Source organism: Roseovarius indicus (assembly GCF_008728195.1).
Taxonomy (GTDB): domain Bacteria; phylum Pseudomonadota; class Alphaproteobacteria; order Rhodobacterales; family Rhodobacteraceae; genus Roseovarius; species Roseovarius indicus.
In genome coordinates this window covers 1,346,592-1,366,742 of sequence record NZ_CP031598.1, presented here as the reverse complement: position 1 = coordinate 1,366,742, position 20,151 = coordinate 1,346,592, and the positions used below count along the sequence as shown (strand labels likewise).

Annotated in this window: 17 protein-coding genes; 2 read left to right on the top strand and 15 right to left on the bottom strand. The window is 64.2% G+C overall.

The window, feature by feature from the left end; translation table 11 throughout:
* Positions 1-89: 89 nt before the first annotated feature.
* The 10 genes from RIdsm_RS06330 to RIdsm_RS06285 form a co-directional block, all read right to left on the bottom strand.
* A complete protein-coding gene (locus tag RIdsm_RS06330) occupies positions 90-791 on the bottom strand; it encodes an aspartate/glutamate racemase family protein (RefSeq protein ID WP_057814594.1) in 702 nt (233 codons plus the stop codon).
* The gene (locus tag RIdsm_RS06325; protein ID WP_057814592.1) at positions 788-2,242 is read right to left on the bottom strand and encodes an amidohydrolase family protein; all 1,455 of its coding nucleotides are present in this window, start codon (positions 2,240-2,242) and stop codon (positions 788-790) included. The genes RIdsm_RS06330 and RIdsm_RS06325 overlap by 4 nt, the downstream gene beginning before the upstream one ends.
* Positions 2,239-3,726: an amidohydrolase family protein gene (locus tag RIdsm_RS06320; protein ID WP_057814589.1), complete on the bottom strand. Its 1,488-nt coding sequence runs from the start codon at positions 3,724-3,726 to the stop codon at positions 2,239-2,241. The genes RIdsm_RS06325 and RIdsm_RS06320 overlap by 4 nt, the downstream gene beginning before the upstream one ends.
* Positions 3,726-4,922, bottom strand: coding sequence for an amidohydrolase family protein (locus RIdsm_RS06315; protein ID WP_057815083.1), 1,197 nt, complete (start codon positions 4,920-4,922; stop codon positions 3,726-3,728). Before RIdsm_RS06315 ends, RIdsm_RS06320 begins: the two co-directional genes overlap by 1 nt.
* Before the next feature lie 23 nt (positions 4,923-4,945).
* Positions 4,946-5,569, bottom strand: coding sequence for a flavin reductase family protein (locus tag RIdsm_RS06310; protein ID WP_057814587.1), 624 nt, complete (start codon positions 5,567-5,569; stop codon positions 4,946-4,948).
* Positions 5,569-6,669: an ABC transporter ATP-binding protein gene (locus RIdsm_RS06305; RefSeq protein WP_057814586.1), complete on the bottom strand. Its 1,101-nt coding sequence runs from the start codon at positions 6,667-6,669 to the stop codon at positions 5,569-5,571. Before RIdsm_RS06305 ends, RIdsm_RS06310 begins: the two co-directional genes overlap by 1 nt.
* Positions 6,669-7,658: an ABC transporter ATP-binding protein gene (locus tag RIdsm_RS06300; protein WP_057814584.1), complete on the bottom strand. Its 990-nt coding sequence runs from the start codon at positions 7,656-7,658 to the stop codon at positions 6,669-6,671. The genes RIdsm_RS06305 and RIdsm_RS06300 overlap by 1 nt, the downstream gene beginning before the upstream one ends.
* 12 nt (positions 7,659-7,670) lie before the next feature.
* Positions 7,671-8,603 carry an ABC transporter permease gene (locus RIdsm_RS06295; protein WP_057814583.1) on the bottom strand — a complete coding sequence of 311 codons (933 nt, stop codon included), beginning with the start codon at positions 8,601-8,603 and terminating at the stop codon, positions 7,671-7,673.
* An 18-nt stretch (positions 8,604-8,621) separates the two neighbouring features.
* A complete protein-coding gene (locus RIdsm_RS06290) occupies positions 8,622-9,599 on the bottom strand; it encodes an ABC transporter permease (protein WP_057814582.1) in 978 nt (325 codons plus the stop codon).
* Between the two features lie 102 nt (positions 9,600-9,701).
* Positions 9,702-11,273 (bottom strand): ABC transporter substrate-binding protein, encoded by a 1,572-nt coding sequence (locus RIdsm_RS06285; RefSeq protein WP_057814581.1) that lies wholly within the window; start codon positions 11,271-11,273, stop codon positions 9,702-9,704.
* Between the two features lie 276 nt (positions 11,274-11,549).
* On the opposite strand from RIdsm_RS06285, the gene RIdsm_RS06280 reads away from it, so the two are divergent.
* Entirely contained in the window at positions 11,550-12,263 is a 714-nt protein-coding gene (locus RIdsm_RS06280) for a GntR family transcriptional regulator (protein ID WP_057814579.1), read from the top strand.
* Positions 12,264-12,294: 31 nt separating this feature from the next.
* Here RIdsm_RS06280 and RIdsm_RS06275 read toward each other — a convergent pair whose 3' ends face one another.
* Genes RIdsm_RS06275 through RIdsm_RS06260 form a run of 4 tightly spaced genes read right to left on the bottom strand, consistent with a single transcriptional unit; the run spans position 12,295 to position 17,689 of the window.
* Complete coding sequence (locus RIdsm_RS06275) at positions 12,295-13,140, bottom strand: ChaN family lipoprotein (RefSeq protein WP_057814577.1); 846 nt, start codon at positions 13,138-13,140, stop codon at positions 12,295-12,297.
* On the bottom strand, positions 13,137-13,856 hold the full coding sequence (locus RIdsm_RS06270) for a ChuX/HutX family heme-like substrate-binding protein (protein ID WP_074940184.1): 720 nt from the start codon (positions 13,854-13,856) through the stop codon (positions 13,137-13,139). The genes RIdsm_RS06275 and RIdsm_RS06270 overlap by 4 nt, the downstream gene beginning before the upstream one ends.
* The gene (locus RIdsm_RS06265) at positions 13,853-15,583 is read right to left on the bottom strand and encodes an ABC transporter ATP-binding protein/permease (RefSeq protein ID WP_057814573.1); all 1,731 of its coding nucleotides are present in this window, start codon (positions 15,581-15,583) and stop codon (positions 13,853-13,855) included. Before RIdsm_RS06265 ends, RIdsm_RS06270 begins: the two co-directional genes overlap by 4 nt.
* A complete protein-coding gene (locus tag RIdsm_RS06260; RefSeq protein WP_177228416.1) occupies positions 15,584-17,689 on the bottom strand; it encodes a TonB-dependent hemoglobin/transferrin/lactoferrin family receptor in 2,106 nt (701 codons plus the stop codon). It lies immediately after the preceding gene.
* Positions 17,690-18,234: 545 nt separating this feature from the next.
* Between RIdsm_RS06260 and RIdsm_RS06255 the strand changes: the two genes are divergently transcribed.
* Positions 18,235-19,110 (top strand): LysR family transcriptional regulator, encoded by an 876-nt coding sequence (locus RIdsm_RS06255; RefSeq protein WP_064260305.1) that lies wholly within the window; start codon positions 18,235-18,237, stop codon positions 19,108-19,110.
* A 6-nt stretch (positions 19,111-19,116) separates the two neighbouring features.
* On the opposite strand, the gene RIdsm_RS06250 is transcribed toward RIdsm_RS06255, so the two are convergent.
* Positions 19,117-20,139 carry an ABC transporter ATP-binding protein gene (locus RIdsm_RS06250; RefSeq protein ID WP_057814567.1) on the bottom strand — a complete coding sequence of 341 codons (1,023 nt, stop codon included), beginning with the start codon at positions 20,137-20,139 and terminating at the stop codon, positions 19,117-19,119.
* Between the last annotated feature and the right edge of the window lie 12 nt (positions 20,140-20,151).

Genomic DNA, 20,151 nt, shown 5'->3' with positions numbered 1-20,151 from the left:
GATACCGACATGCGGTTTTCACGCAAAATCAGGGCATTAACCCTGATTCGCGCCCAAATGCCCGAAACCGCCTCGTTAACCGGAAAATCTCACGCCATCTCCGCCACGAACGGCGAGGCATAGCCCCCCGCCTTCGACGTGCTCAGCCCCGCGGCCACCAGCGTCTCGACGAACCCCACCGCGCAGCCGATCCCGTCGATGACCGGAATGCCGAACGCCTCCGCCAGACGCGCCCGCATCTCCGCCATCCCCGCACAGCCCAGCACGATGCATTCCGCCATGTCCTCCTCGACCGCAAGCCGCACCTCCGCGGCGATCAGCCGCTCGGCCTCTCCCCCCGGTTTCTCCAGGTCGAGAACCGGCACACGGCTCGCCCGCACCGAGCCACAGCGCGCCATCAAGCCATAGCGCACAAGGTTCGCCTCCAGCCCCGGAACCGAGCGCGGCAAGGTCGTAACCACCGAGAATCGCGTGGAAATCAGGCTTGCCGCATGATAGGCGGCCTCGCCTATTCCGATGACCGGAACATCCAGCATCGCCCGCAAGGCATCGACGCCGGTATCGTCGAAACAGGCCACGATGACCGCATCCGCATCCCGGTGCCGGCCTGCTTCCTCCAACAGCCCCGGCATGCAGGCGGCCACGTCGTAATAGCCCTGAATGCTCGCCGGCCCATGCGCCGGGTTGCTGGCCGTGATCGTCGTTCCGGCCCGCGCCACCGCCCGCGCCGTCTCGGCAATCGTGCGGGTCATCGCGGCGGTCGAATTGGGGTTCACCACGTGGATTTTCATGAGCCCGCCTCCCCCCCGGCAAACCGCGTCGCCCCCCACATGCCCGCAGGCTCCTCCGTCAGCGCCGTCAGCCCTGTGCGCTCCAGCGCCTTCGCCAGCTCCACCCCGGCGGCCTCCATCACCGCCCCCGGCTCCAGCGTCCTCACCTGCCGCCCCTCCATCACCACACGCCCGTCGACCAGCACGGTATCCACATCCGCCGCGGTGGCGAAATGAGTGATCCGGGTCAGCGGCATGTTGACCGGGGAGAGATGCGGTTTTTTCATATCTATCAATATGATGTCGGCTTTCTTTCCAGTCTCGATCGAGCCCAGCTCGTCGCCCAGCCCAAGCGCGTCGGCCGCGTCGATCGTCGCCATTTCCAGCACCTTGCCGGGCGGCATATATGCCGGATCGGCGAAGTGACGGCGGTGATACAGCATCGCCTGCTTCATGTGCCGGAACATGTCGAACCCCCGGTCCGGCGCCCCGGCATCCGAGCCCAGCACGACCCGAACCCCCGCGTCGATCAGCTCCGGCGCCGGGCAGCGACCATAGATCGACATGATCGCCGTCGGGTTGTGAACGATACTGGCCCCCGTCTTCCGCAGCGCCGCGAAATCCGCGTCGGTCAGGTCGACGCTATGCGACAACAGCGCGAAAGGCCCCAGCGTGCCAAGCCCCTGCGCCAGCGCGATGGTCCCGTCGCGATGGCCGTCCTGCGTGTAGAGCACCCCGTGCCGCGCCCGCATGTCGGCCACGACCTCAGACATCTCGCGGATCGCCTTCGCATCAGCGGCGTCCTCCATGTGATGCGCGTGGTAAACCGGCATGATCAGCGCGATGCCGGTGCGCTTGTCCAGCACGCCATCATGCCGGCGGATCAGGTCCTCGCTCACCTCCATCTGCCGCGCGAAGCTCAGGCGTACATCCTGTGCCTCGCCGTTCTGCAACGCCTTGTATGGCTTGGGAAAAGGCGGTCGCCCCGGCCCCACGGCCAGCACGGTACGAAGCCCCGAAGCCGTGGTCGCCGCACAATGCGCATCGCCATAAACCGGGTCGTCCGTGCGATAGATATCGGCCCCGCCCCCCAGCAAGGTCAGGTTGGTCGTCACGCCCGCCATCAGCCGTTCCAGCTGCGCCAGTTCCGCCTCGGCGCGCCAGAAATCCACCGTCGAGCCGCGCGCGTAAATCTCCTCGCACGCCTGAAACCAGACCTCGGTATTGCCCGCCCCGAGCGAGCGGACAAGCCCGTGCCCCGCATGGGAATGGCTGTCGATCAACCCCGGCATCGCCGCCATTCCGTGCCCGTCGATCACCTTCCTCGCCGCCTCAAACTCAGCCGGAAGATCGGCATCAGACCCGACGTAAACGATCCGGTCCCCACGCACGGCAATGGCGGCATTCTCGATCACCCGGCGCCCCGCATCCACGGTCACGGCGGTCACATTGCGGATCAGCAGGTCGGTCATGAGGCAGCCCTCCGAAGCGGGTAACTTGACGAGAAAATATCGGATAACGGCGGATGCCCATGCGTCCGGTCGGGGTATTGCCGGACAAGCCCGTCGAACTGGGCCTGCGCCTGCACCTGCATCGCCGCCTCGTCCACCCCCGGGATCACCCCGTCGCGCATCACCACGCGCCCGTCAATCACCACGGTACGCACGTCGCGGCCCGAGCCGTTGAGCATCAGCGTCTGGATCGGGTCGATCACCTGCCCCATCGCCGGGTCGTCCAGCCCGATCACGGTGATATCGGCACAGGCGCCCGGCTCCAGCCGGCCAAGATCGGACCGGCCCAGCGCCTTGGCCCCGCCAAGCGTCGCCGCGTCGTACATGTCCTCTGAACGCACCGCCTGCGGGCGACCCGCGCTCAGCCGGCCCATCAGCAGCCCCGCCTGCATGTTCAAAATCATGTCAGGCGGGTGCGTATCCGTGCCCATACCGATGGTCAGGCCTGCTTCGCGGTAGGTGGCGAAGTCATCAAGCGCCAGCCCGCCCCGCGCCATCACCAGCGGGCAATGGGCCAGACTGGCCCCCGAGTCGGCGAGGATCTGAAGGTCAGGCCCGTCGTGGGTGATACCGTTGCGCCCCGAGATGACGGTCAGGTGCGGCAGGATGCTGCGCTCCGACAGGAAACCGAGGCTCAACAGCCATTCCGGCGGGCTTTTCCCGTGCATACGCAACACGCTTTCATATTCGAAGACCGACTGACAGCAATGCAGCCGCACGGGCACGCCCAAGTCGGCAGAGGCAGCAGCTGTCCGGCGCAGCAATTCCTCGGTGCAGGTCTCGATCCGGTCAGGGGCAAGCATGGTGCGGATCAGCCCGCCGGCCCGGCCTTCATGATCGCGGCAAAAGGCTTCCGCCGCCTTCAGACCATCGAGCCCACGGGCCTCGTCGAAATGGAAATCGATCTCTCCATCATCGGTGACGAAAGTGTTCCCGGTCCGATAGGCTGGCCCCAGGTAGACCCGCAGCCCAAGCTCCTCTGCCGCGTCGGCCGCAGCGGCAAACTCTTCGGGCGTCTCTCCCCATTCGCGGTAGAATAGGGAGGCGATGGGCAACGCCGTGGTAATTCCGTTTCGGATCAGGCGTGTAAAAGCATAGCGCTTCTGCCAGGCCAGATCCTCGGGCGTGTACATCTCTCGCGGGCCGGCGCGCATATAGCTTGCGGGCCAGACCCGGCCTTTCTTCCAAGCCGGCTGATTGTCGAAGCCAAGCACGGTGGTGTCGAGATCGGACAGCGCGTCGAGATCGATGAAGCCGGGGCCGAGCACCGCATCGCCGCAGTCGATCCGCCGGGCGGCCTCGCCGGGGAAACCATGCCCGACAAAGGTAATCCGCCCGTTCTCGAACGCCACTTCGCCGTTCTCGAACAGCACGTGCCGCCCGTCTTCGTGGCCGACGACCCAGCGGGCCGTCATCAGCGTGGTGCCTTGTTCCTGTGCCGGCATCACGGGGCCTCGGTCAGGGTCTGGCCGTCGCGGGCCACCACGGCGCCGCCCTTGAGCACCAGCCGGCGCGGCGGGTGGGCGACGACGGCATGCGCCACGGCCTCGGCATCGACCAGCACGAGATCGGCGGCGCTGCCTTCGGTCAGGCCGTAACCCTCGAGCCCCATCACCTCGGCCCCGCCATAGGAGCAGCACCAGAGCGCATGTTCGACATCCGGGTCGGTGCGGAAATTGTTGCGCAATCCCAGCAGCATGGCACGTTCCAGCATGTCGGCATTGCCATAGGGCCCCCACGTGTCGCGGATGCCGTCGGAGCCCGCGCAGAGGGTGATACCGCGCTCACGCAACTCCGCCGCTGGCGGCACGGGCCGCGATGGCGTGGCGACGGTGGCGATGAAAACCTTCTCCTCGGCCAGCCGCTCCATCAGCCCGTGGGCGCGGGCACGATCAGCCATGCCGAGACAGAAGGCGTGGCTGATCGTGACCTGCCCCTGCATGCCGTGGGCGCGGATCCGGTCGAGGATCATCTCCATCGAAAACGCGCCCAGCTCATCGGGTTCGTGCAGGTGGATGTCGATCGGCTTGCCGTGTTTCTCGGCCAGCGCGAAGACGGCGTCGAGCTGACCCTTGGGGTCGCGGTCGATGCCGCAGGGGTCGAGCCCGCCGACCACTTCGGCGCCGTTCGCGAGCGCGGTTTCCATCAGCTCGGCGGTGCCGGGGCGGCTCATCATGCCCGATTGCGGGAAGGCGACGATCTCGATGTCGACCTGCCCCTTGAGGGTATCGCGGGTCTGCGCCACGCCCTCGAACCCGGCGAGGCCGATCTCGGTGTCGATATCCACGTGGCTGCGGATCGCGGTCGAGCCATGGGACAGCGAGAGAAGCGCCTGACGCATCGACTGGCGGTGGGGGTCGATGTTCCACTGGGTCTTGAGGCGCCGCTCGGTATCGATCTTGTCGATCAGCCGCGGGCCGGCCTGATGCGGGCGCCAGCCCATGCCCCAGAGGGACTTGTCGAGATGGGTATGCGCCTCGACCAACCCGGGCAGGAGGATGGCCCCTGCCCCGTCTTCGGTGTCGGCACCGTCGGCCGCCTGCCCTTGGGCGATCCTGGCGATCCGCCCGTCGCGGATCAGCATATCGGTGGCCTCCGCCCCCCAGGGCCGGACATTTTGCAACAACAGCGCTTTACTCATTTCACCATCTTCCTGTTCGGTCATCATGCAGTGCGGGCGCTTTGCAGCGCGGCCGTGGGCAACAGCTCGAATTGGTCGTCCGAGACGATGTAATTGTCGGCGTGAAGCCGGGCGATGGGCTGGTACTTGTCGGGGCGCACGTAGCGGCCGTTCTCGTCGAGACATTCGTCGCGCACGTGCATCTGAACCACCTCGCCCAGCACAATCGACCGCCGGGGATATTCGAGAATCTGCGCTACCCGGCACTCCATCGCACAGGGCGCCTCAGCCACCCACCCCGGCTGAATCTGCCGCGAAGGGGCAAGCGACAGGCCCGTCACCTCGAGCTCATCGACGCTCTGCGGAAAGTTGATACCGCAATCCACCATCTGCTGGGCAATGGCCATGTCGCACATGTTCACCACGAATTCCCGGCTGCGGCGGATGTTGGTGATCGTGTCCTTCGGCGCGCCGTCGGGCTTGACCTGTATCCCCAGGATCACCAGCGGCGGATCCTGCGAGAAGACGTTGAAGAAGCTCATCGGCGCGGCGTTCGACGTGCCGTCCTTGTCCAGCGTGGTGACAAGGGCGATCGGGCGCGGGGCGACGAAGCTGCACAGCAGGCGGTAGCGGTCGCGCTGGTCGAGCTTGGTGAAATCGACTTCCATCAGGCACCTCCGGCGCTTGCGCGCAGTTGCATCACGGGCGCGTCGTCGTCGGCGGCGAGCCCGGCCGGGCCCTTGACCAGCGGCGGTATGCGCCCTTCCTCGGCTGCATGGCACGACACCCGCGCATCCCCCGGCATGGCCCGCAATTGCGGCGGCTCCGCCTTGCAGCGGGCATTGGCCAGCGGGCAGCGCGGGTGGAAGGTGCAGCCCGGCGGCGGGTTGATCGGGTTGGGCACCTCGCCCGCCACCGGCGCCCGGTCACGCCGGGTCATCTCCATGTCGGGAATCGTGTCCATCAAAAGGCGGGTGTAGGGGTGCGTCGGGTTGTGGAAGACCTGCTCCGCCGGGCCCACCTCGACCAGCCGGCCGAGGTACATCACGCCCACGTAATCCGACATGAAATCGACCACGGCAAGGTCATGGCTGATGAAGAGATAGGTCAGCCCCAGTTCCTCCTGCAGGTCGCGCATCAGGTTGAGGATCTGCGCCTGCACCGACACGTCGAGCGCCGAGGTCGGCTCGTCACAGACAAGGAAATCGGGGCGCGAGGAGATGGCCCGCGCGATCGAGATGCGCTGACGCTGGCCGCCCGAGAACTCGTGCGGGAATTTCTCGCCGTCGCGTGCGTTCAGCCCGACCAGTTCGAGCAGACGCCCGACCTCGTCACGCTCCTCCTGCTTCGAGCCCACCAGCCCGAACGAGCGCAGCGGCTCGGCGATGATGTCCCGCACCCGCCAGCGCGGGTTGAGGCTGGCATAGGGATCCTGAAAGATCATCTGGATGCGCCGGCGGTACTCGGCCCGCTGCGAGGCTTCGAGATCGGTCAGGTCGGCCCCGTCGAAGATCACCTTGCCCTCGGTCGGCCCGTAGAGCCCGACCACCAGCTTGGCCACCGTCGACTTACCGCAACCAGACTCGCCCACGAGGCTGAAGGTCTTGCCCTTCGGCACGGCGATATCCAGCCCATCGACGGCGCGCAGATGCTGCACCGGCTTGCGCTCGATCACCCGGTTCAGAAGCGGCGGCGAGAGGTCGAAATGCTTCTTCATTCCGGTGATGGACAGAAGCGGTGCGTCGCCTTGGTTCGTTACGGTCTGCATCACTGGGCTCCTTCATACAACAGGCAGGCAACCTGCCCGTCCTCCACCTTCACGGCAGAGGGTTTCACGCGGGTGCAGGCCTCGGTGGCCTTGGGGCACCTGGGGTGGAAGGCGCAGCCCGACGGCAGGTCGGTCAGCCGGGGCATGGCACCGTCGATCTGGGTTAGCCGCTTCAGCCCGCCGCCGACGACGGGGATCGAGCCCATCAGCCCCTTGGTGTAGGGGTGGCGCGGGTTTTTCACGACCTGTTCGACCGGCCCGATCTCGACCAGGCGGCCGGAATACATCACGGCCACGCGGTCTGCGGTTTCGGCGATGACGCCCATGTCATGGGTGACGAGGATCACCGCCGCTCCGTGCTCGCGGCACATCTTCTTTAGCAGGGCAAGGATCTGCGCCTGGATCGAGACGTCGAGCGCCGTGGTGGGCTCGTCGGCGATCACCAGCTTTGGATCGGCGCAAAGCGCGAGCGCGATGACGACCCGCTGTCGCATCCCGCCCGAGAACTGGTGCGGATAGTGATCCACTCGCTGTTCCGGGGCCGGAATACCGACCTCGGACAGAAGGTCGATGGCGCGTTTCCGGGCGGCCTCCTTCGACATGGACATATGCGTCTGGATCGTTTCGACCAGCTGCTTGCCCACGGTCAGTAGCGGGTTCAGGCTGGTCAGCGGATCCTGGAAGATCGCGCCGATCTTGCGGCCCCGCAGCGGGCGCATCGCATCCTTCGACAGGGTGTCGATGCGCCGGCCCTCGAAATGGATCTCGCCGCCGCTGATATGGCCGGGCCGTTCCAGAAGGCCGGTGATCGCGGTGCCCGTCAGCGATTTGCCGGCGCCGGATTCCCCGACCATGCCGAGGATTTCCCCCGGGGCGAGATCGAAGGTGATGTTGTCGACGGCGCGCAGCGGCCCGTGGCGGGTGTCGAAGGCGATCGACAGGTCGCGCACCTGCAGAAGCGGGTCGGCGGAATGGGTCATGGTTTGCATATCTCCGTCTCCTCAGCGCAGTTTCGGGTTGAGCGCGTCGCGCAGCCAGTCGCCCAGCAGATTTACCGCCAGCACCAGCACCACAAGCGTCAGCGAGGGGAAGATCACGATCCACCAGGCGCCCGAGAACAGGTACTCGTTGCCGACGCGGATCAGCGTGCCGAGCGAGGGGTTCGTCGGCGGCATGCCGACGCCGAGGAACGACAGCGTCGCTTCGATCAGGATCGCCATGGCGAGGTTGATGGTCGCGATCACCAGCACCGGGCCCATCACGTTGGGCAGGATGTGGCTGAAGATGATCGCCGGCGGCCGGCGGCCCACGAGCTGGGCGGCCAGCACGTATTCGCGGTTCTTCTCGACCAGCGTCGAGCCGCGCACGGTGCGGGCATATTGCACCCAGGTGGTGATGGTGATGGCGAAGATCAGCACCACCAGCGCCGCGCTGTCATGCAGTTCGCGTGGCAGGATGCCCCGCGCGATGCCGCTGACGAGGAGGGCGACGAGGATGGTGGGGAAGCTCAGCATGACGTCGGCGATGCGCATGAAGAAGGCATCGACGATGCCGCCGAAATAGCCACTGACGAGGCCGACGATGACGCCCAGCACCATGGCCAGTGCAACACTGATGAAGCCCACCGCCAGCGAGATGCGCGAGCCGTAGAGGATGGCCGAGAATACGTCGCGCCCCTGGTTGTCGGTGCCCAGCAGGAAGCGGGCATCCCCTCCCTCGACCCAGGCCGGGGGCAGTTCGCTGTCCAGAAGGCTGAGGGTCGAGACGTCGAACGGGTCATGCGGCGCGATCCACGGCGCCAGCGCGGCGGCGAGGACCATGCCGATCGTCACGATGAACGCGATCACGGTGATCCGCGAGGTGCGGAAGTTGTAGAACAGGTCGCTTTCGAAAAAGGCGGTGAGGCGTGAGTGTTTTCCGATGAGGGTTGCCATGGGTCTGGTCTCCTTGGATCAGGCGCGGCCCGCGCGGATCGACAGGCGCGGATCGATGGCGAAGTAGAGCAGGTCTACGATCATGTTGATGACCACGAAAACCAGCGCGACCAACACGAGGTAGGCCGACATCACCGGGATGTCGCCAAAGCTGACGGCCTGGATGAACAGAAGGCCCATGCCGGGCCATTGGAAGACGGTCTCGGTGATAATGGCGAAGGCGATCATCGCGCCCAGTTGCAGCCCAACGATGGTGATCACCGGCATCAGCGTGTTGCGGAACGCATGTCCGAAATGCACGGCGCGGTTGGTCAGGCCCCGGGCCCGGGCAAAGCGCACGTAATCGGAACGCAGGGTCTCGAGCATCTCGGCCCGCACAAGCCGCATGATCAGCGTTACTTGGAAGAGGCCCAGCATGATTGCCGGAAGCACCAGCGATTTCAGGCCACTCCATGTCAGCAGGCCGGTCGACCACCAGCCGATCTGGACCACGTCGCCGCGCCCGAAGGAGGGCAGCCAGTTCAGCCAGACCGAGAAGACGAGGATCAGCAGGATACCGGTCACGAAGGTGGGCACCGATATGCCGATCAGCGACAGGATCTGCATGGAATTGCTGAGAAAACCCTTTCGGTGGAGTGCCGTGTAGATACCCATCGGCACCCCCATCGCCAGCGCGAAGATCGCGGCGGCCAGCACCAGTTCCAGTGTCGCCGGAAGGCGCTCGGCGATCAGGTCGCTGACCGGGCGCTTGTTGCGGTAGGAAATGCCGAATTCGCCCTGCGCCGCGCCAGTGACGAAGCGTGCAAACTGGGTCGTGACGGGGGCGTTCAGGCCAAGCTGTTCGCGCAGATCCTGCCGCTCTTCGGCGGTGGCGTTTTCGGGCAGCATGCTGTTCACCGGGTCGCCGACGAAGCGGAACATGGTGAAGGCGATCAGGGCCACGGCCAGCATGACCAGGATGGATTGGATCAGACGCCGGAGGATGAAGGCTGTCATGGGAACGGACTCCGGATGTTGGGTTTGATGTGGTCGCGTATGTCTCGGCCGTCGGCCCGCGCGGTCGGGAGAGGTTCCGCGCGGGCCGGGCCATGACCCACCTTAGTCGATGGTGGCGTACCAGAGGCGCGGTTTGTTATCCGCGGTGACGCTCAGGTTGACCCCGTCGCGTACGGCCCAGGCCAGCGGCTGCTGGTGCAGCGGGATGATGGCGACGTCGTCGCGCGCGATCTTCAACGCATCCTTCATCATCTGCGTTCGCTTTTCTTCGTCGAGTTCGGTCGCGATCTTGGTGGTCAGCGCGTCGATCTCGGGGTTCGAATATCCGCCGGGGTTCCAAGCGCCCATACGGTCGCCGGGCGTGTGCAGCAGGGCCGAGAGGACGCTGTAGCTGTCGAGCATCGGCAGCGTCGCCCAGCCCACCATGTAGATGTCACCACCGCCGGCGAGCACCTTCTCGAAGTGCTTCGACTTGGTCCGCGCCGTCAGTTGCGCATCGACCCCGATGCGGGCCCACATGGCAGTGATCGCCTGGCAGATTTCCTCGTCGTTGACATAGCGGTCGTTCGGGCAGTCGAGCCCCACCTCGAACCCGTCGGGGTAGCCGGCCTCTTCCAGAAGGGCCCGGGCGGCATCCGCATCGGCAGCGGGGCGCGTATCCAGCGCCTCGTCAAAGCCCGGAACCTGCGGCGCCACGAGTAGGCCTGCGTTGCGTGACCGGCCACGCATGATCTTGTCGCGGATCAGCTCCATGTTGATCGCAAGTTGCAGAGCCTCGCGCACCTTCTGCTTTTTCAGAGGGTTGTCGTCGGTGAGGTTCGAATTGTGCAACGTATCCGCATAATTCAGGCCCAGCATGATCGTCCGCAGGCTGGGGGTCTCGATCACGGAAACACCGCTCGCCCGGTTGATCCGCTCGATATCCTGAAGTGGCGCCGGCGTGATGAAATCCAATTCGCCTGAGAGCAGTGCAGCGATGCGCGTGGCATCGGAGCCGATGGGGCTGAACTCGATCCGCGTCAGGTTGTGCCGGGGCTCGTCCCACCAGCCCTCGTTCACGGTCAGGACCGTGCGCGCATCCGGCTGGCGGCTTTCGAGGACGAAGGGGCCGGTGCCGTTGGAATTGGCGACGGCATAGTTCTCCTTGCCGCGGCGCATGTCGGCGGGGAGCAGGGCATCGTGCTCTTCCATCCACTCCTTGTCGAGGATGTAGATGTTGGTGAGGTAGTTGAGCACGATCGGATCCGGCCCTTTCAGGACGAGATCGACCGTCAAGTCATCGACCTTCTCGGCGCGCTCTAGCCCGGGCAGGTTGCTTTTGACGGGTGACGTGTCGTGGCTTGCCCGCTCGAGCGAGGCAACGACATCATCCGCGGTAAAGGGGTTGCCATTGTGAAATGTCACGCCCTCGCGCAGCTTGAAACGCACGCGTGTCGGCTCGACGAATTCCCACGACTCGGCGAGCGCCGGCTCGACCTCCAGGTTTTCGTTGTAGCGCACCAGCCCCTCGTAGACATGGTTGAGAAAGCCGATCGTGTTGCTCTCCGTCATGGAGTGCGGATCCATCGCGGCGATATCGGTGGAATCGGCCATGCGCAGCGTGTTCGCCGATGCAAGGCTGAGGCTGAGGCCCAGGGCCGCGACCGCGGTTCCGGTGAAAAGTCTGAAGTTCATCTGCAACTCCCGTTGGTTTGTGAATGCCCCGCGCGCTTCTTAAGGCGCTGTTTCTGGGGCGGCGGCCCGGTTGAGTGATGTGCTTGCACCAGGGCCAATGACCAAAGGTTTTCATAATTGTGTACAAAAGTAAAATAAAATCGTACACAATATTTGAACAGCTTTCATACAACCATTGTATACGGTATGATCGCACGTATTGGCTTGGCGGTTTGCACGGGGCCTTACGCGGCACGTTCGCCGCAGCCATCACGCGACGCCGGAGAGAGAGGCATCATGAACAAGACATCGACTCTTGCCACAGCGTCCGGAGGCGCCGAAACCGTAGATAGTGACCAGATTTACAACCGAATTTTCGACGCGATCGTCGACCACAATCTCGCACCGGGAACGCACCTGAAGGAAGATGAGCTATGCGACATCTTCGGCATCGGACGCACCCGCATGCGGGCAGTTCTCTCGCGTCTCGCGGCCGACCATGTGGTCACCCTCGTAGCCAATCGCGGGGCCTTCGTGGCCCAGCCCTCTGTCGAGGAAGCACGCGAGGTTTTCCGTGCCCGCCGGGTGATCGAGTGCCACCTGGCCGCCCGCGCAGCCGAGACTGCAAGTGACACGATTCGCGAGGCCATGCATGCTCACCTGCAGCACGAGAACATCGCCCGGGCAGCCGGCGACGTGGTGCAGGTCATCAAGCGCTGCGGCAAATATCACCAGGTGCTTGCCGACCAGGCCGACAGCCCGATCATGGCGCATTTCGTTCGCGAACTGATCGCCCGTTCCTCGCTGATCATCGCGGTTTACGAGGCAAAGAACCCGGACGAGGCGGAACTGGAAGAACACACCAGGCTGACCGAGCTGATCCTCGAGGGCAAAGGAGGCGAGGCCTCGACCCTTATGGACAGCCACTTGCGCGGGATCGAAAGCCGATTGGATTTCTCTTCCAAGGAAGACAGCAAGCTCGACCTTCGGGCGAGCCTGCTTGATGGATAACGGGAAGCGTCACTCCCGCTTGGACAGGTAGTCAGGCTGCACTGACATCACCTTTCGGGTCTGAGCGCGAGATCCTCTCCTTGCCATCGGGCATGCAGCAGAGAGCGTCGCCCTGCCCTTTCATATGCGGCATGTCCTTGTCCCACGGGAGCAACACGGCAGCACCGTTTAACCCGAGATCATCCAGCTGGAACGGGGTGCCGCCGCGGAATTCCAGGTGTCCACGCCCGATGATGCCGATCACCAGCGGTTCATCGTCCTGTTTCGCCCGCGTCGCTATCCGGCAGGCAAAGGATCGGTCCCAGGTCTGCTGGGCCCTGACGAACCGGTCGAAAGCCGGGTCTTCAGCGGATTTAGCCTGCCGATCGGGCCGCGCGCCGCCTGTCACTTCGAAAAGATACTGGCGGTATTCCGGCGTAGCTGATCGCGCAGGCGTCAGGCCTTCCGGCGCCTCTTCTTCGATGTTGTCCCATCCAAGCTTGCCAACTTCGCTGACAAGCGCCCTTCGGCAATTGAGGCCGATCATCTCCGTTCCGGTGTCGCGGCAGAACCGGAAGAGAGGCAGGTACAGGTCCGGAGGGAAATTCCAGACTTCCACCCACTCGGCGCGCTCGAGGAACGCCGTCTCGCTCAACCCGCCAGCCACCCATTCGGCCAGCACTGGATTGAGGCGCGCCGGGAACATTTCGAAGCCCATGACAAGGGGGCGACCGCACCCCAATAACCCTGCGGAAACATGCAACTGCCAGCGATGGATGTCGGCGCGGTCGTGGGTCTCGCCCAGCAGGACTGCCGGGGCACGTGCGGCACGTGCCAGCACGTCAGAGTAAGCGAGCGACGTCCCGGTGCCGGGCTCGAACCACTCACCCGCCCTCATGACGGCACCACGAGAAGGCCGGTGGGCGCGCCATCCGCGTCGAGCGCACGGTGGCCGTTGGCATCGGTTTCCCAGCCCGCAACGCTGCCGCCGGCGAGGTGAAGGTGGAAGCCCTTGGTCATGACGTTGATATATCCGCCCATCGGCACGATTTTCTCGATCGTACCCTGCCAGCTTTGCGTGAGGCCCGAAAACTCTGCGGTGATGGTGACCGGCTGGGCGCTTTCCTGCAGCTTTTCGAGAAGGGCGAGGCCGGGGTCTGCGGGGTCGATCTCGGCCGGTTCGGCGGTCTCGTCACGGGGGGCGGGCGGATTGGCGGGCAGCGTGGTGCGAGCGAGGCCGTCGAGCGCGGTTTCCATGGGTGCGGCGCCCTCGAGCCCGGTCACGGAAAAGATGCGCTCGCCCGCGGCGTCGAGGAATTCGAGCCGGGGGTAGAGCTTGTCGCGCATGATCGTGCTGATGTCGAGCACGACAGAGGCGAAGGCGTCGGCCGGCAGGTTGGCGGCCTGTTCGGGGCCGGTGATCTGGATGCGGCCGCCTTCGACGGTGACGCTGTCGACCGTGCCGAGCCGTTCATGCATGAAATTTTCGAGACGGATGGCGAGCATCACCCGATCCATCTTCGGCAGGTGTTGCAGGATGGCGGCGGGGTCGGCCCCGTCGAGGCGCCAGCGGCCCATGGCGGTTTCAACGGTGTCTTGCGCAGCTTGGGTCATGCGGTGTTCCTTTGTTGGGTCTGGTCCTGTTGCGGCAGGCCGATCTGCCAGATCGAATAGGGGGCGAGCGGGAACGGATCCCGGTGCGAGACGCAGAGGATCGCGGTGTCGGGAAGCGAGCGGTTGATCAGCGACAGGATCTCGGCCTCGGCGGTGGCGTCGAGGCTACTGGTGGCCTCGTCGAGGGCCACCCAGTCGGGGCGGAGCAGCAGCACGCGGGCCAGCGCGAGGCGCTGGCGTTCGCCCATCGACAGCCCTTCGAGCGCGCCGGGGCCGTCATCGTCCAGCGCCGGCAGGCGGTGGTCGAGGCCCAACTGGGACAGCACTTGGCGGATGCGCTCGGGTGCGAAATCCGCGGGATCTTCCGGGTAGCAGGCGGCGGCGGCGAGCCCCTCGCCGAAGAGGTGCGGTTTCTGCGGCAGGTAAAGGATGCGGTTCGCCGGGCGGTCGATCTGGCCCTCGCCATAGGGCCAGACGCCCGAGACAGCCGCGAGCAGCGTGCTTTTCCCCTGCCCCGAGGCGCCGGCGATCCAGACCCGCTCGCCGGGGTAGATGGTGCGGTCGGGCACCGGGAAAAGCGCCCTGCCCTGCGGCGTGACCAGGCGCAGGCCGCGCACGTGCAGCGCGTCGTCGGAGGCGGTGGTGCGGATGATGTCGCGGGCCGCGCCGGGCATCGGCGGCGGTCGGTCGGCGCTGGCGAAGAGGTCGTCGAGCCGTTCGGCGACGGCGGCGAACTCGGCCAGGTCGCGGTAGGAGAAGATGAACCAGCTGAGCGTTTGCGTCACGCGGCCGAAGGCGCTGGAGAGCTGCATCAGCCCGCCCAGCGTGACCGCGCCGGCGAAATAGGCGGGCAGCGAGAAGAAGAGCGGGATGCGCAGGATCGACTGGTAATAGGGCCGGGTGAAGAGGCCGAGGATGAACTCGCGCCCGATGAGGCGATACCAGTTGTGACGGATGCCATCGAAGCGCTGCGCGAGACGGCGGCGTTCGGCCGGCTCGCCCGCGGACTGGGCAACCTCGCCCGCGTTGTCGCGCAGTTGAACCAGCGCGTAGCGGAAATCGGCCTCGCGCCGTTCCTGCCGGAAGACGAGCGATTTCAGTGGACGGCCCATCAGGTGGGTGAACAGGCTCGAGACCGCCACGTAGAGGAAGGCCAGCCAGACGAGGTAATGGGGAATGGCGAATTCGCGGCCGAAGATCGGCAGGTGCAGGACGAAGTCGGAGAGGTTCCAGAGGATCACGACATAGGAGACCAGCGCCACGATGCGGCCGATCAGGTCGAGCGTTTCCTGCAGCAGAAGCTCGATGTAGAGGCGGCAATCCTGCGCGATGCGCTGGTCGGGGTTGTCGACGGACTTGGGCGAGAGCCCCGGGCGCAGGTGCCAGTAAGCGTGCCCGTTCGTCCAGGCATCGAGGGCGCGGTCGGTGAGCTGCGCCCGCCAGCGCAGGAGCAGCCGCTTGCGGATGTAGTCGCCCAGCAGGAAAATCATGGACGACAGGAGGACGATGGCGCCGAAGACCCAGAGTTCGCGGATTGCGGCGGACGCGTCGAGGTTTTCCAGCGCGTCGTAGAACCGCTTGTACCAGGCGATCATCTGCACATCGACCCAGATGTCGGCGAATTGCAGGCCGAGCACCGAGCCGAACATGGTAAGCCCGACCCAGGCCCGCGGCCCGGAGGCCGCGAGTCGGGTCAGGCGATAGATGCGCTGGAATACGGCGCGCATCTAGAAGGTCTTGTCGAAGCTGACCATGAAGGTCCGGCCAGGCCCGGTCTGCAGCTCGATCGGGTTGGTGCGCGCCACGCTTGACGATGCGGTCGTGCTGTAGGTCGCGGCATTGGGCACGAAGTAACGCGTGTCGAAGACATTCTGTACACCGAACTTCACGAAGCCATTATCGACGACCTCCCATTTGGCGTAGAGATCGAGCAGCGCGTAGCCGTCGGGTTTGAAGTCGGTGGGGTTTGCTGTCTCCTTCACGTCGCTGGCGAATGTCGCCACACCTTCCAGCGTGAGTTTCTGAGCCGGGAACTCATGCTTGAGCGCAACGGTCGCGGTGAGCGGCGGCAGGGTGTGCGGCGTTTCGACCGCCGCGGGCGAAACCTTCTGACGACCCTTCTGCCACGCGGCCGAGAAATCGACGCCGGTGCGATCGGTGAATTGCCACGCACCCGAGGCCTCGATCCCCCAGATGTCGACCTTCGAGATGTTGCGGTAGGTATAGTCGGTTGTGCCCGGCGGGTTGTAGAAATCCTGAATGAAGTCGTCATACTGGGCGTAGAAGCCGTTGATGGCGAAGAAGCCGAGGGGCTTCTCGAAGCGGAGGCCGAGCTCGTAGCTTTTGACCTCTTCCGGGCGCAGATTGGGCGCGGGGATCAGGTTGAAGAAGGCGCCGGGCAACGAGGTGTAGAGCTGTTGCGCGGTGGGCATCTTGAAGCCCTCGCCGTACTTGCCCCAGACCGACCAAGTATCGTCGAACCTGTAGATCGCCCCGAGGCTGGCGAGCAGGCGCTCTTCTTCGCGCGTGCGCGGCTCCTTGCCCGGCACGGCCAGATAGTTGGCGTCGGGGCGCGGTTCGATCCTGTAGGTGGCGAAGCGCAGTCCCGGCGTCAGTTCGAACGCGCCGTTGGCGAAGGTGATCTGGTCCTGCACGTAGACGTCAGCCCGGGTCGTAGTGGCGTTGGCAAAGTTGAAGCCGCCCGCACGCGTATCGGTGACGACGCCCGTCGTCAGATTGGTCTCAATATCGCGCCGCTGGTAATCGGTACGCGCCACGTCGCCGTCGAAGCCCATGATCAGCTCGTGCTCGGTCTGGCCCAGCATGAAGTCGAACGTGGCTTGAACGTCGAGCTCGTAGAAATCCTCGGAATAGCCCAGGAAATCTCGCGTGATGATGCTGTCGCCTGCGGCGGAGGTAGAGGCTTCGGTGCCGGTGCGGGAGTATCCGTTGGGCGTATAGGCGAAGGTGGTACGCAACTCTCGCGTTACGCCACCAGGGGTATAGCTGTGCTCGACCGCATAGCGCTCGCGGTAGAGGTCGAGGAACCGGTCTTTCTGGTTGATGACCTCACCGGTAGGCAAGCCGGTGACGGTTGAAAAGACGGGGCCCAGCGAGGCAAGCTGGCGCACATCGGTTTCGCGGCCGGTAATGTCGGCGCTGAATTCGAAGCGGTGGTTCTGGCCGGGAGTCCAGACCAGCTTGGCCAGAGTGCGCGTGGACTCGGTGCTCATCGGGTCGAATTCGCCACAGGGGATCGCACCGAAGCCGATATTCCGGGGACAGCCGTAAATGCCGCCATCATCCCGGGCGTTCGACAATTCCGGCTCGTTCGCCGTGCTGCGCTTGAGGCCGACGAGGATCGAAAGGTCGTCCGTGAAGCGCTGGCCGAAGGTGAGAGAGACGTCGGTGCTGCTGTCGAAGCTGTCGAAACCACCCTTGACGTTCAGCCCGCTGTCCCGGCCGTCGAGCAGATCTTCGGGGTCAAGAGTTTCAAGTGCCACCAGGCCGCCGAGGGCATCGGCACCCCAGAGCACCGAAGCCGGGCCGCGCACGATCTCTGCCTGCTTCGTGAAGCTGAAATCCAGGTAATCCCGCGTGCCGTCGATGATCCGCTCGGGGACACGCGAGCCGTCGACCTGCATGGCCACGCGGTTCCCGCCGACCCCGCGGATGGTGAAACCGCCGAACGTGCTGAACGGATCGGTACCGGAGGTTTGGCGCGGCGCGGTCACGCCTGGCACGTTGCGGACCAGTTCCTCCATATCGGTGATGTGCCGATCTTCCAGGTCCTCTTCGTCGATCACCGTGACATTGGCTGGTACATCGAGCACCTGCCCGCCTGCACGGTCCGTTTTCAGTGTTATCGTCCCCAGTTCTACGTGACCAGACTGCGCCGACACCAACGTGGCCGGGCACACCCCCAAGAACAGGCCCGCCATGAGGCGCACCGCAACATTCAGTGGCTTGGACATTTTCCATCCCTCTGCGCGTTTATTGTTGATAGCGGGCGCACGGGGGCTGGCTTGTTCGGAATTTGCTTCCGATACGGTCCGTACTAAACCTTATAATTTAAGTCAACTTAATCTGAGTGCCACGGCCACGATCTCTCAGAAACACACGCGTCGCGCTGAATTGCGCACCTCCATACCCTTTGAGGTAGAGGGACGTGGCCTTTGCCCGGTAGCACAGGGCGTTCGTTTCAGAGAGGAAAGTTCTGCCTTCTTCACGCCATGGCCCTGCTCTCCCCTTCGCCGGGCTTCACGTTTTCCCGGCCTCGGAATCGAAAGACAAACAGTCCAAGGCAGGATATCTCTCCGGTACCAAGCAGGAGAAAGCCCAATTGAAACTCCGGGAACTCGAAGCGTTCGACGCATATATGAAGTACGGCACGATGAAGGCCGCGTCAGAAGAAATCGGGGTCAGCCAGCCCATGATCTCGAGACTTCTGGGCACGCTTGAAGGCAAACTCGGCTTCGCCCTATTCGAAAAGAAACGAAACCAGCTGAAGCCCACACCGGAAGCGCACCTGTACCACGCTTCGGTCATGCGCCTGATCTCGCAGGTGCGGGAAACCACTCAGGATGCCGCGGCCATCGCGAACAACCAGCTTGGCAACATTGTTGTCGCCTCGCAGCCGACCTTCGTGGATACGTTTCTACTCGACGCCATCCGCAGCTTTCATGAAACCCACCCCGATGTCGGGATTCGCGTTCTCGACGTCGGCATGCGCGAGTTGCTCAGGACGCTCGACAAGAAATACTGCGATGTTGCCTTGGGAATTACGCTCGAGGCCGGGAATTACAGCGCGCAGGTACGCAAGCTCGCACGGTGCGAGGCGCGTTGCATCATGCACCGGGACCACCCGTTGGCAAAGCAGGATAAAATATCGCAAGACATGCTGCACAACGAGGATTTCATCGACCTCATGCCTGACAGCCCGCTGAGGAAACGCGTCGATGAAGTGATCCAGACCGAAAGCAAGGACCGCCGCACCGTCGTGGAAATGGGCACCATGCGCGGGGCTTGCGCCCTTGTCGATCGAGGTGTGGGTGTCGCGATTGTCGACCCGTTCGCGGAACTGCTTCTCGCGGGCACATCCGTTGTATCAAAGAGGCTTGTACCCAGGATCGAGTGGGATCTTGTCTTCCTGACACCCGACGGCGTTCCCGTCAGTCAGGTTTCGGAATCCATGTTCACCGAGATACAATTGCAGGTCGCCCGGTTGAAGGGGATGGGAATTCTGGAAGAATGACCTCTCTCAGGTCATCTCTGCGGCCTTCTCATGTGCCGGCGCATTGCCCTCGGCAATCGCTTTCCAATGCCAGCAGCGAACCTTGTGCCCCTCTGTCGCCACTTCCAGCGACGGGGCCTCCGAAACACACTTGTCCGTCGCGTAGGGGCAGCGTGCCGCGAACCGGCAACCTTTGGGCACGTCGGACAGGGACGGGACCTTGCCCTTGATCGTGTAAAGATCGGCCTGGGGATCGCTCTCGATTGTGGGCATCGCCTGCATCAGACCCTTGGTGTAAGGATGCAGCGGCGCTTCGAACAGGCTTTCCACCGTGCTGTCCTCGATCACCTGGCCAAGGTACATGACGGCGACGCGATCGCAGATCTCGGCGACAACGCCCATGTCGTGGGTGATGAAAATCACCCCCATATCAAGATCGCTTTTCATCTGAACGATCAGATCGAGGATCTGGGCTTGTGTGGTGACATCCAGTGCGGTGGTCGGCTCGTCCGCGATCAGAAGCTTGGGTTCGCACACGAGGGCCATGGCGATCATGATCCTCTGTCGCATACCGCCCGAGAGCTCGTGAGGGTATTCCCGCAGCCTCTTTTCCGGCGAAGGTATACCGGTGGCAGACACCACTTTCAGAGCGGCCTCTGCGGCTGCCTTGCGGTTACGGCGGCCATGGGTCTGCAATGCCTCGATAATCTGATCTCCAACGGTGTAGAGGGGGTTCAACGAACTGGTCGTATCCTGAAAGATCATCGAGATGTCCTTGCCCCGGATCCGGGCAAGCCTGTCTTCATCCAGCGTGAGAAGGTTCTCGCCGTCGAACATGATCTCACCCTCGAAGTCGGTGATATCGGTATTGAGAAGCTGCATGATCGCCTCTGACGTCACACTCTTGCCGCAGCCCGATTCCCCGACGACACCGAGAACTTCGTTTCGTTCGACGTGAAACGACACATCGTCCACGGCGGTAACCCGGCCCTTCTCGGTGTGGAAATGCGTTCGCAGGTTTTGGACATCAATGACGTGAGACGCGGACATGTCGAAGCCCTT

Excerpts from the sequence above, each read along its gene's own strand:
- RIdsm_RS06255 (WP_064260305.1), top strand. The coding sequence starts at position 18,235 with ATGAAGTACGGCACGATGAAGGCCGCGTCAGAAGAAATCGGGGTCAGC.
- RIdsm_RS06265 (WP_057814573.1), bottom strand. The coding sequence starts at position 15,583 with ATGCGCGCCGTATTCCAGCGCATCTATCGCCTGACCCGACTCGCGGCC.
- RIdsm_RS06325 (WP_057814592.1), bottom strand. The coding sequence starts at position 2,242 with ATGACCGACCTGCTGATCCGCAATGTGACCGCCGTGACCGTGGATGCG.
- RIdsm_RS06280 (WP_057814579.1), top strand. The coding sequence starts at position 11,550 with ATGAACAAGACATCGACTCTTGCCACAGCGTCCGGAGGCGCCGAAACC.
- RIdsm_RS06300 (WP_057814584.1), bottom strand. The coding sequence starts at position 7,658 with ATGCAAACCATGACCCATTCCGCCGACCCGCTTCTGCAGGTGCGCGAC.
- RIdsm_RS06285 (WP_057814581.1), bottom strand. The coding sequence starts at position 11,273 with ATGAACTTCAGACTTTTCACCGGAACCGCGGTCGCGGCCCTGGGCCTC.
- RIdsm_RS06320 (WP_057814589.1), bottom strand. The coding sequence starts at position 3,726 with ATGCCGGCACAGGAACAAGGCACCACGCTGATGACGGCCCGCTGGGTC.
- RIdsm_RS06250 (WP_057814567.1), bottom strand. The coding sequence starts at position 20,139 with ATGTCCGCGTCTCACGTCATTGATGTCCAAAACCTGCGAACGCATTTC.
- RIdsm_RS06295 (WP_057814583.1), bottom strand. The coding sequence starts at position 8,603 with ATGGCAACCCTCATCGGAAAACACTCACGCCTCACCGCCTTTTTCGAA.
- RIdsm_RS06290 (WP_057814582.1), bottom strand. The coding sequence starts at position 9,599 with ATGACAGCCTTCATCCTCCGGCGTCTGATCCAATCCATCCTGGTCATG.
- RIdsm_RS06330 (WP_057814594.1), bottom strand. The coding sequence starts at position 791 with ATGAAAATCCACGTGGTGAACCCCAATTCGACCGCCGCGATGACCCGC.
- RIdsm_RS06270 (WP_074940184.1), bottom strand. The coding sequence starts at position 13,856 with ATGACCCAAGCTGCGCAAGACACCGTTGAAACCGCCATGGGCCGCTGG.
- RIdsm_RS06310 (WP_057814587.1), bottom strand. The coding sequence starts at position 5,569 with ATGGAAGTCGATTTCACCAAGCTCGACCAGCGCGACCGCTACCGCCTG.
- RIdsm_RS06275 (WP_057814577.1), bottom strand. The coding sequence starts at position 13,140 with ATGAGGGCGGGTGAGTGGTTCGAGCCCGGCACCGGGACGTCGCTCGCT.
- RIdsm_RS06315 (WP_057815083.1), bottom strand. The coding sequence starts at position 4,922 with ATGAGTAAAGCGCTGTTGTTGCAAAATGTCCGGCCCTGGGGGGCGGAG.
- RIdsm_RS06305 (WP_057814586.1), bottom strand. The coding sequence starts at position 6,669 with ATGCAGACCGTAACGAACCAAGGCGACGCACCGCTTCTGTCCATCACC.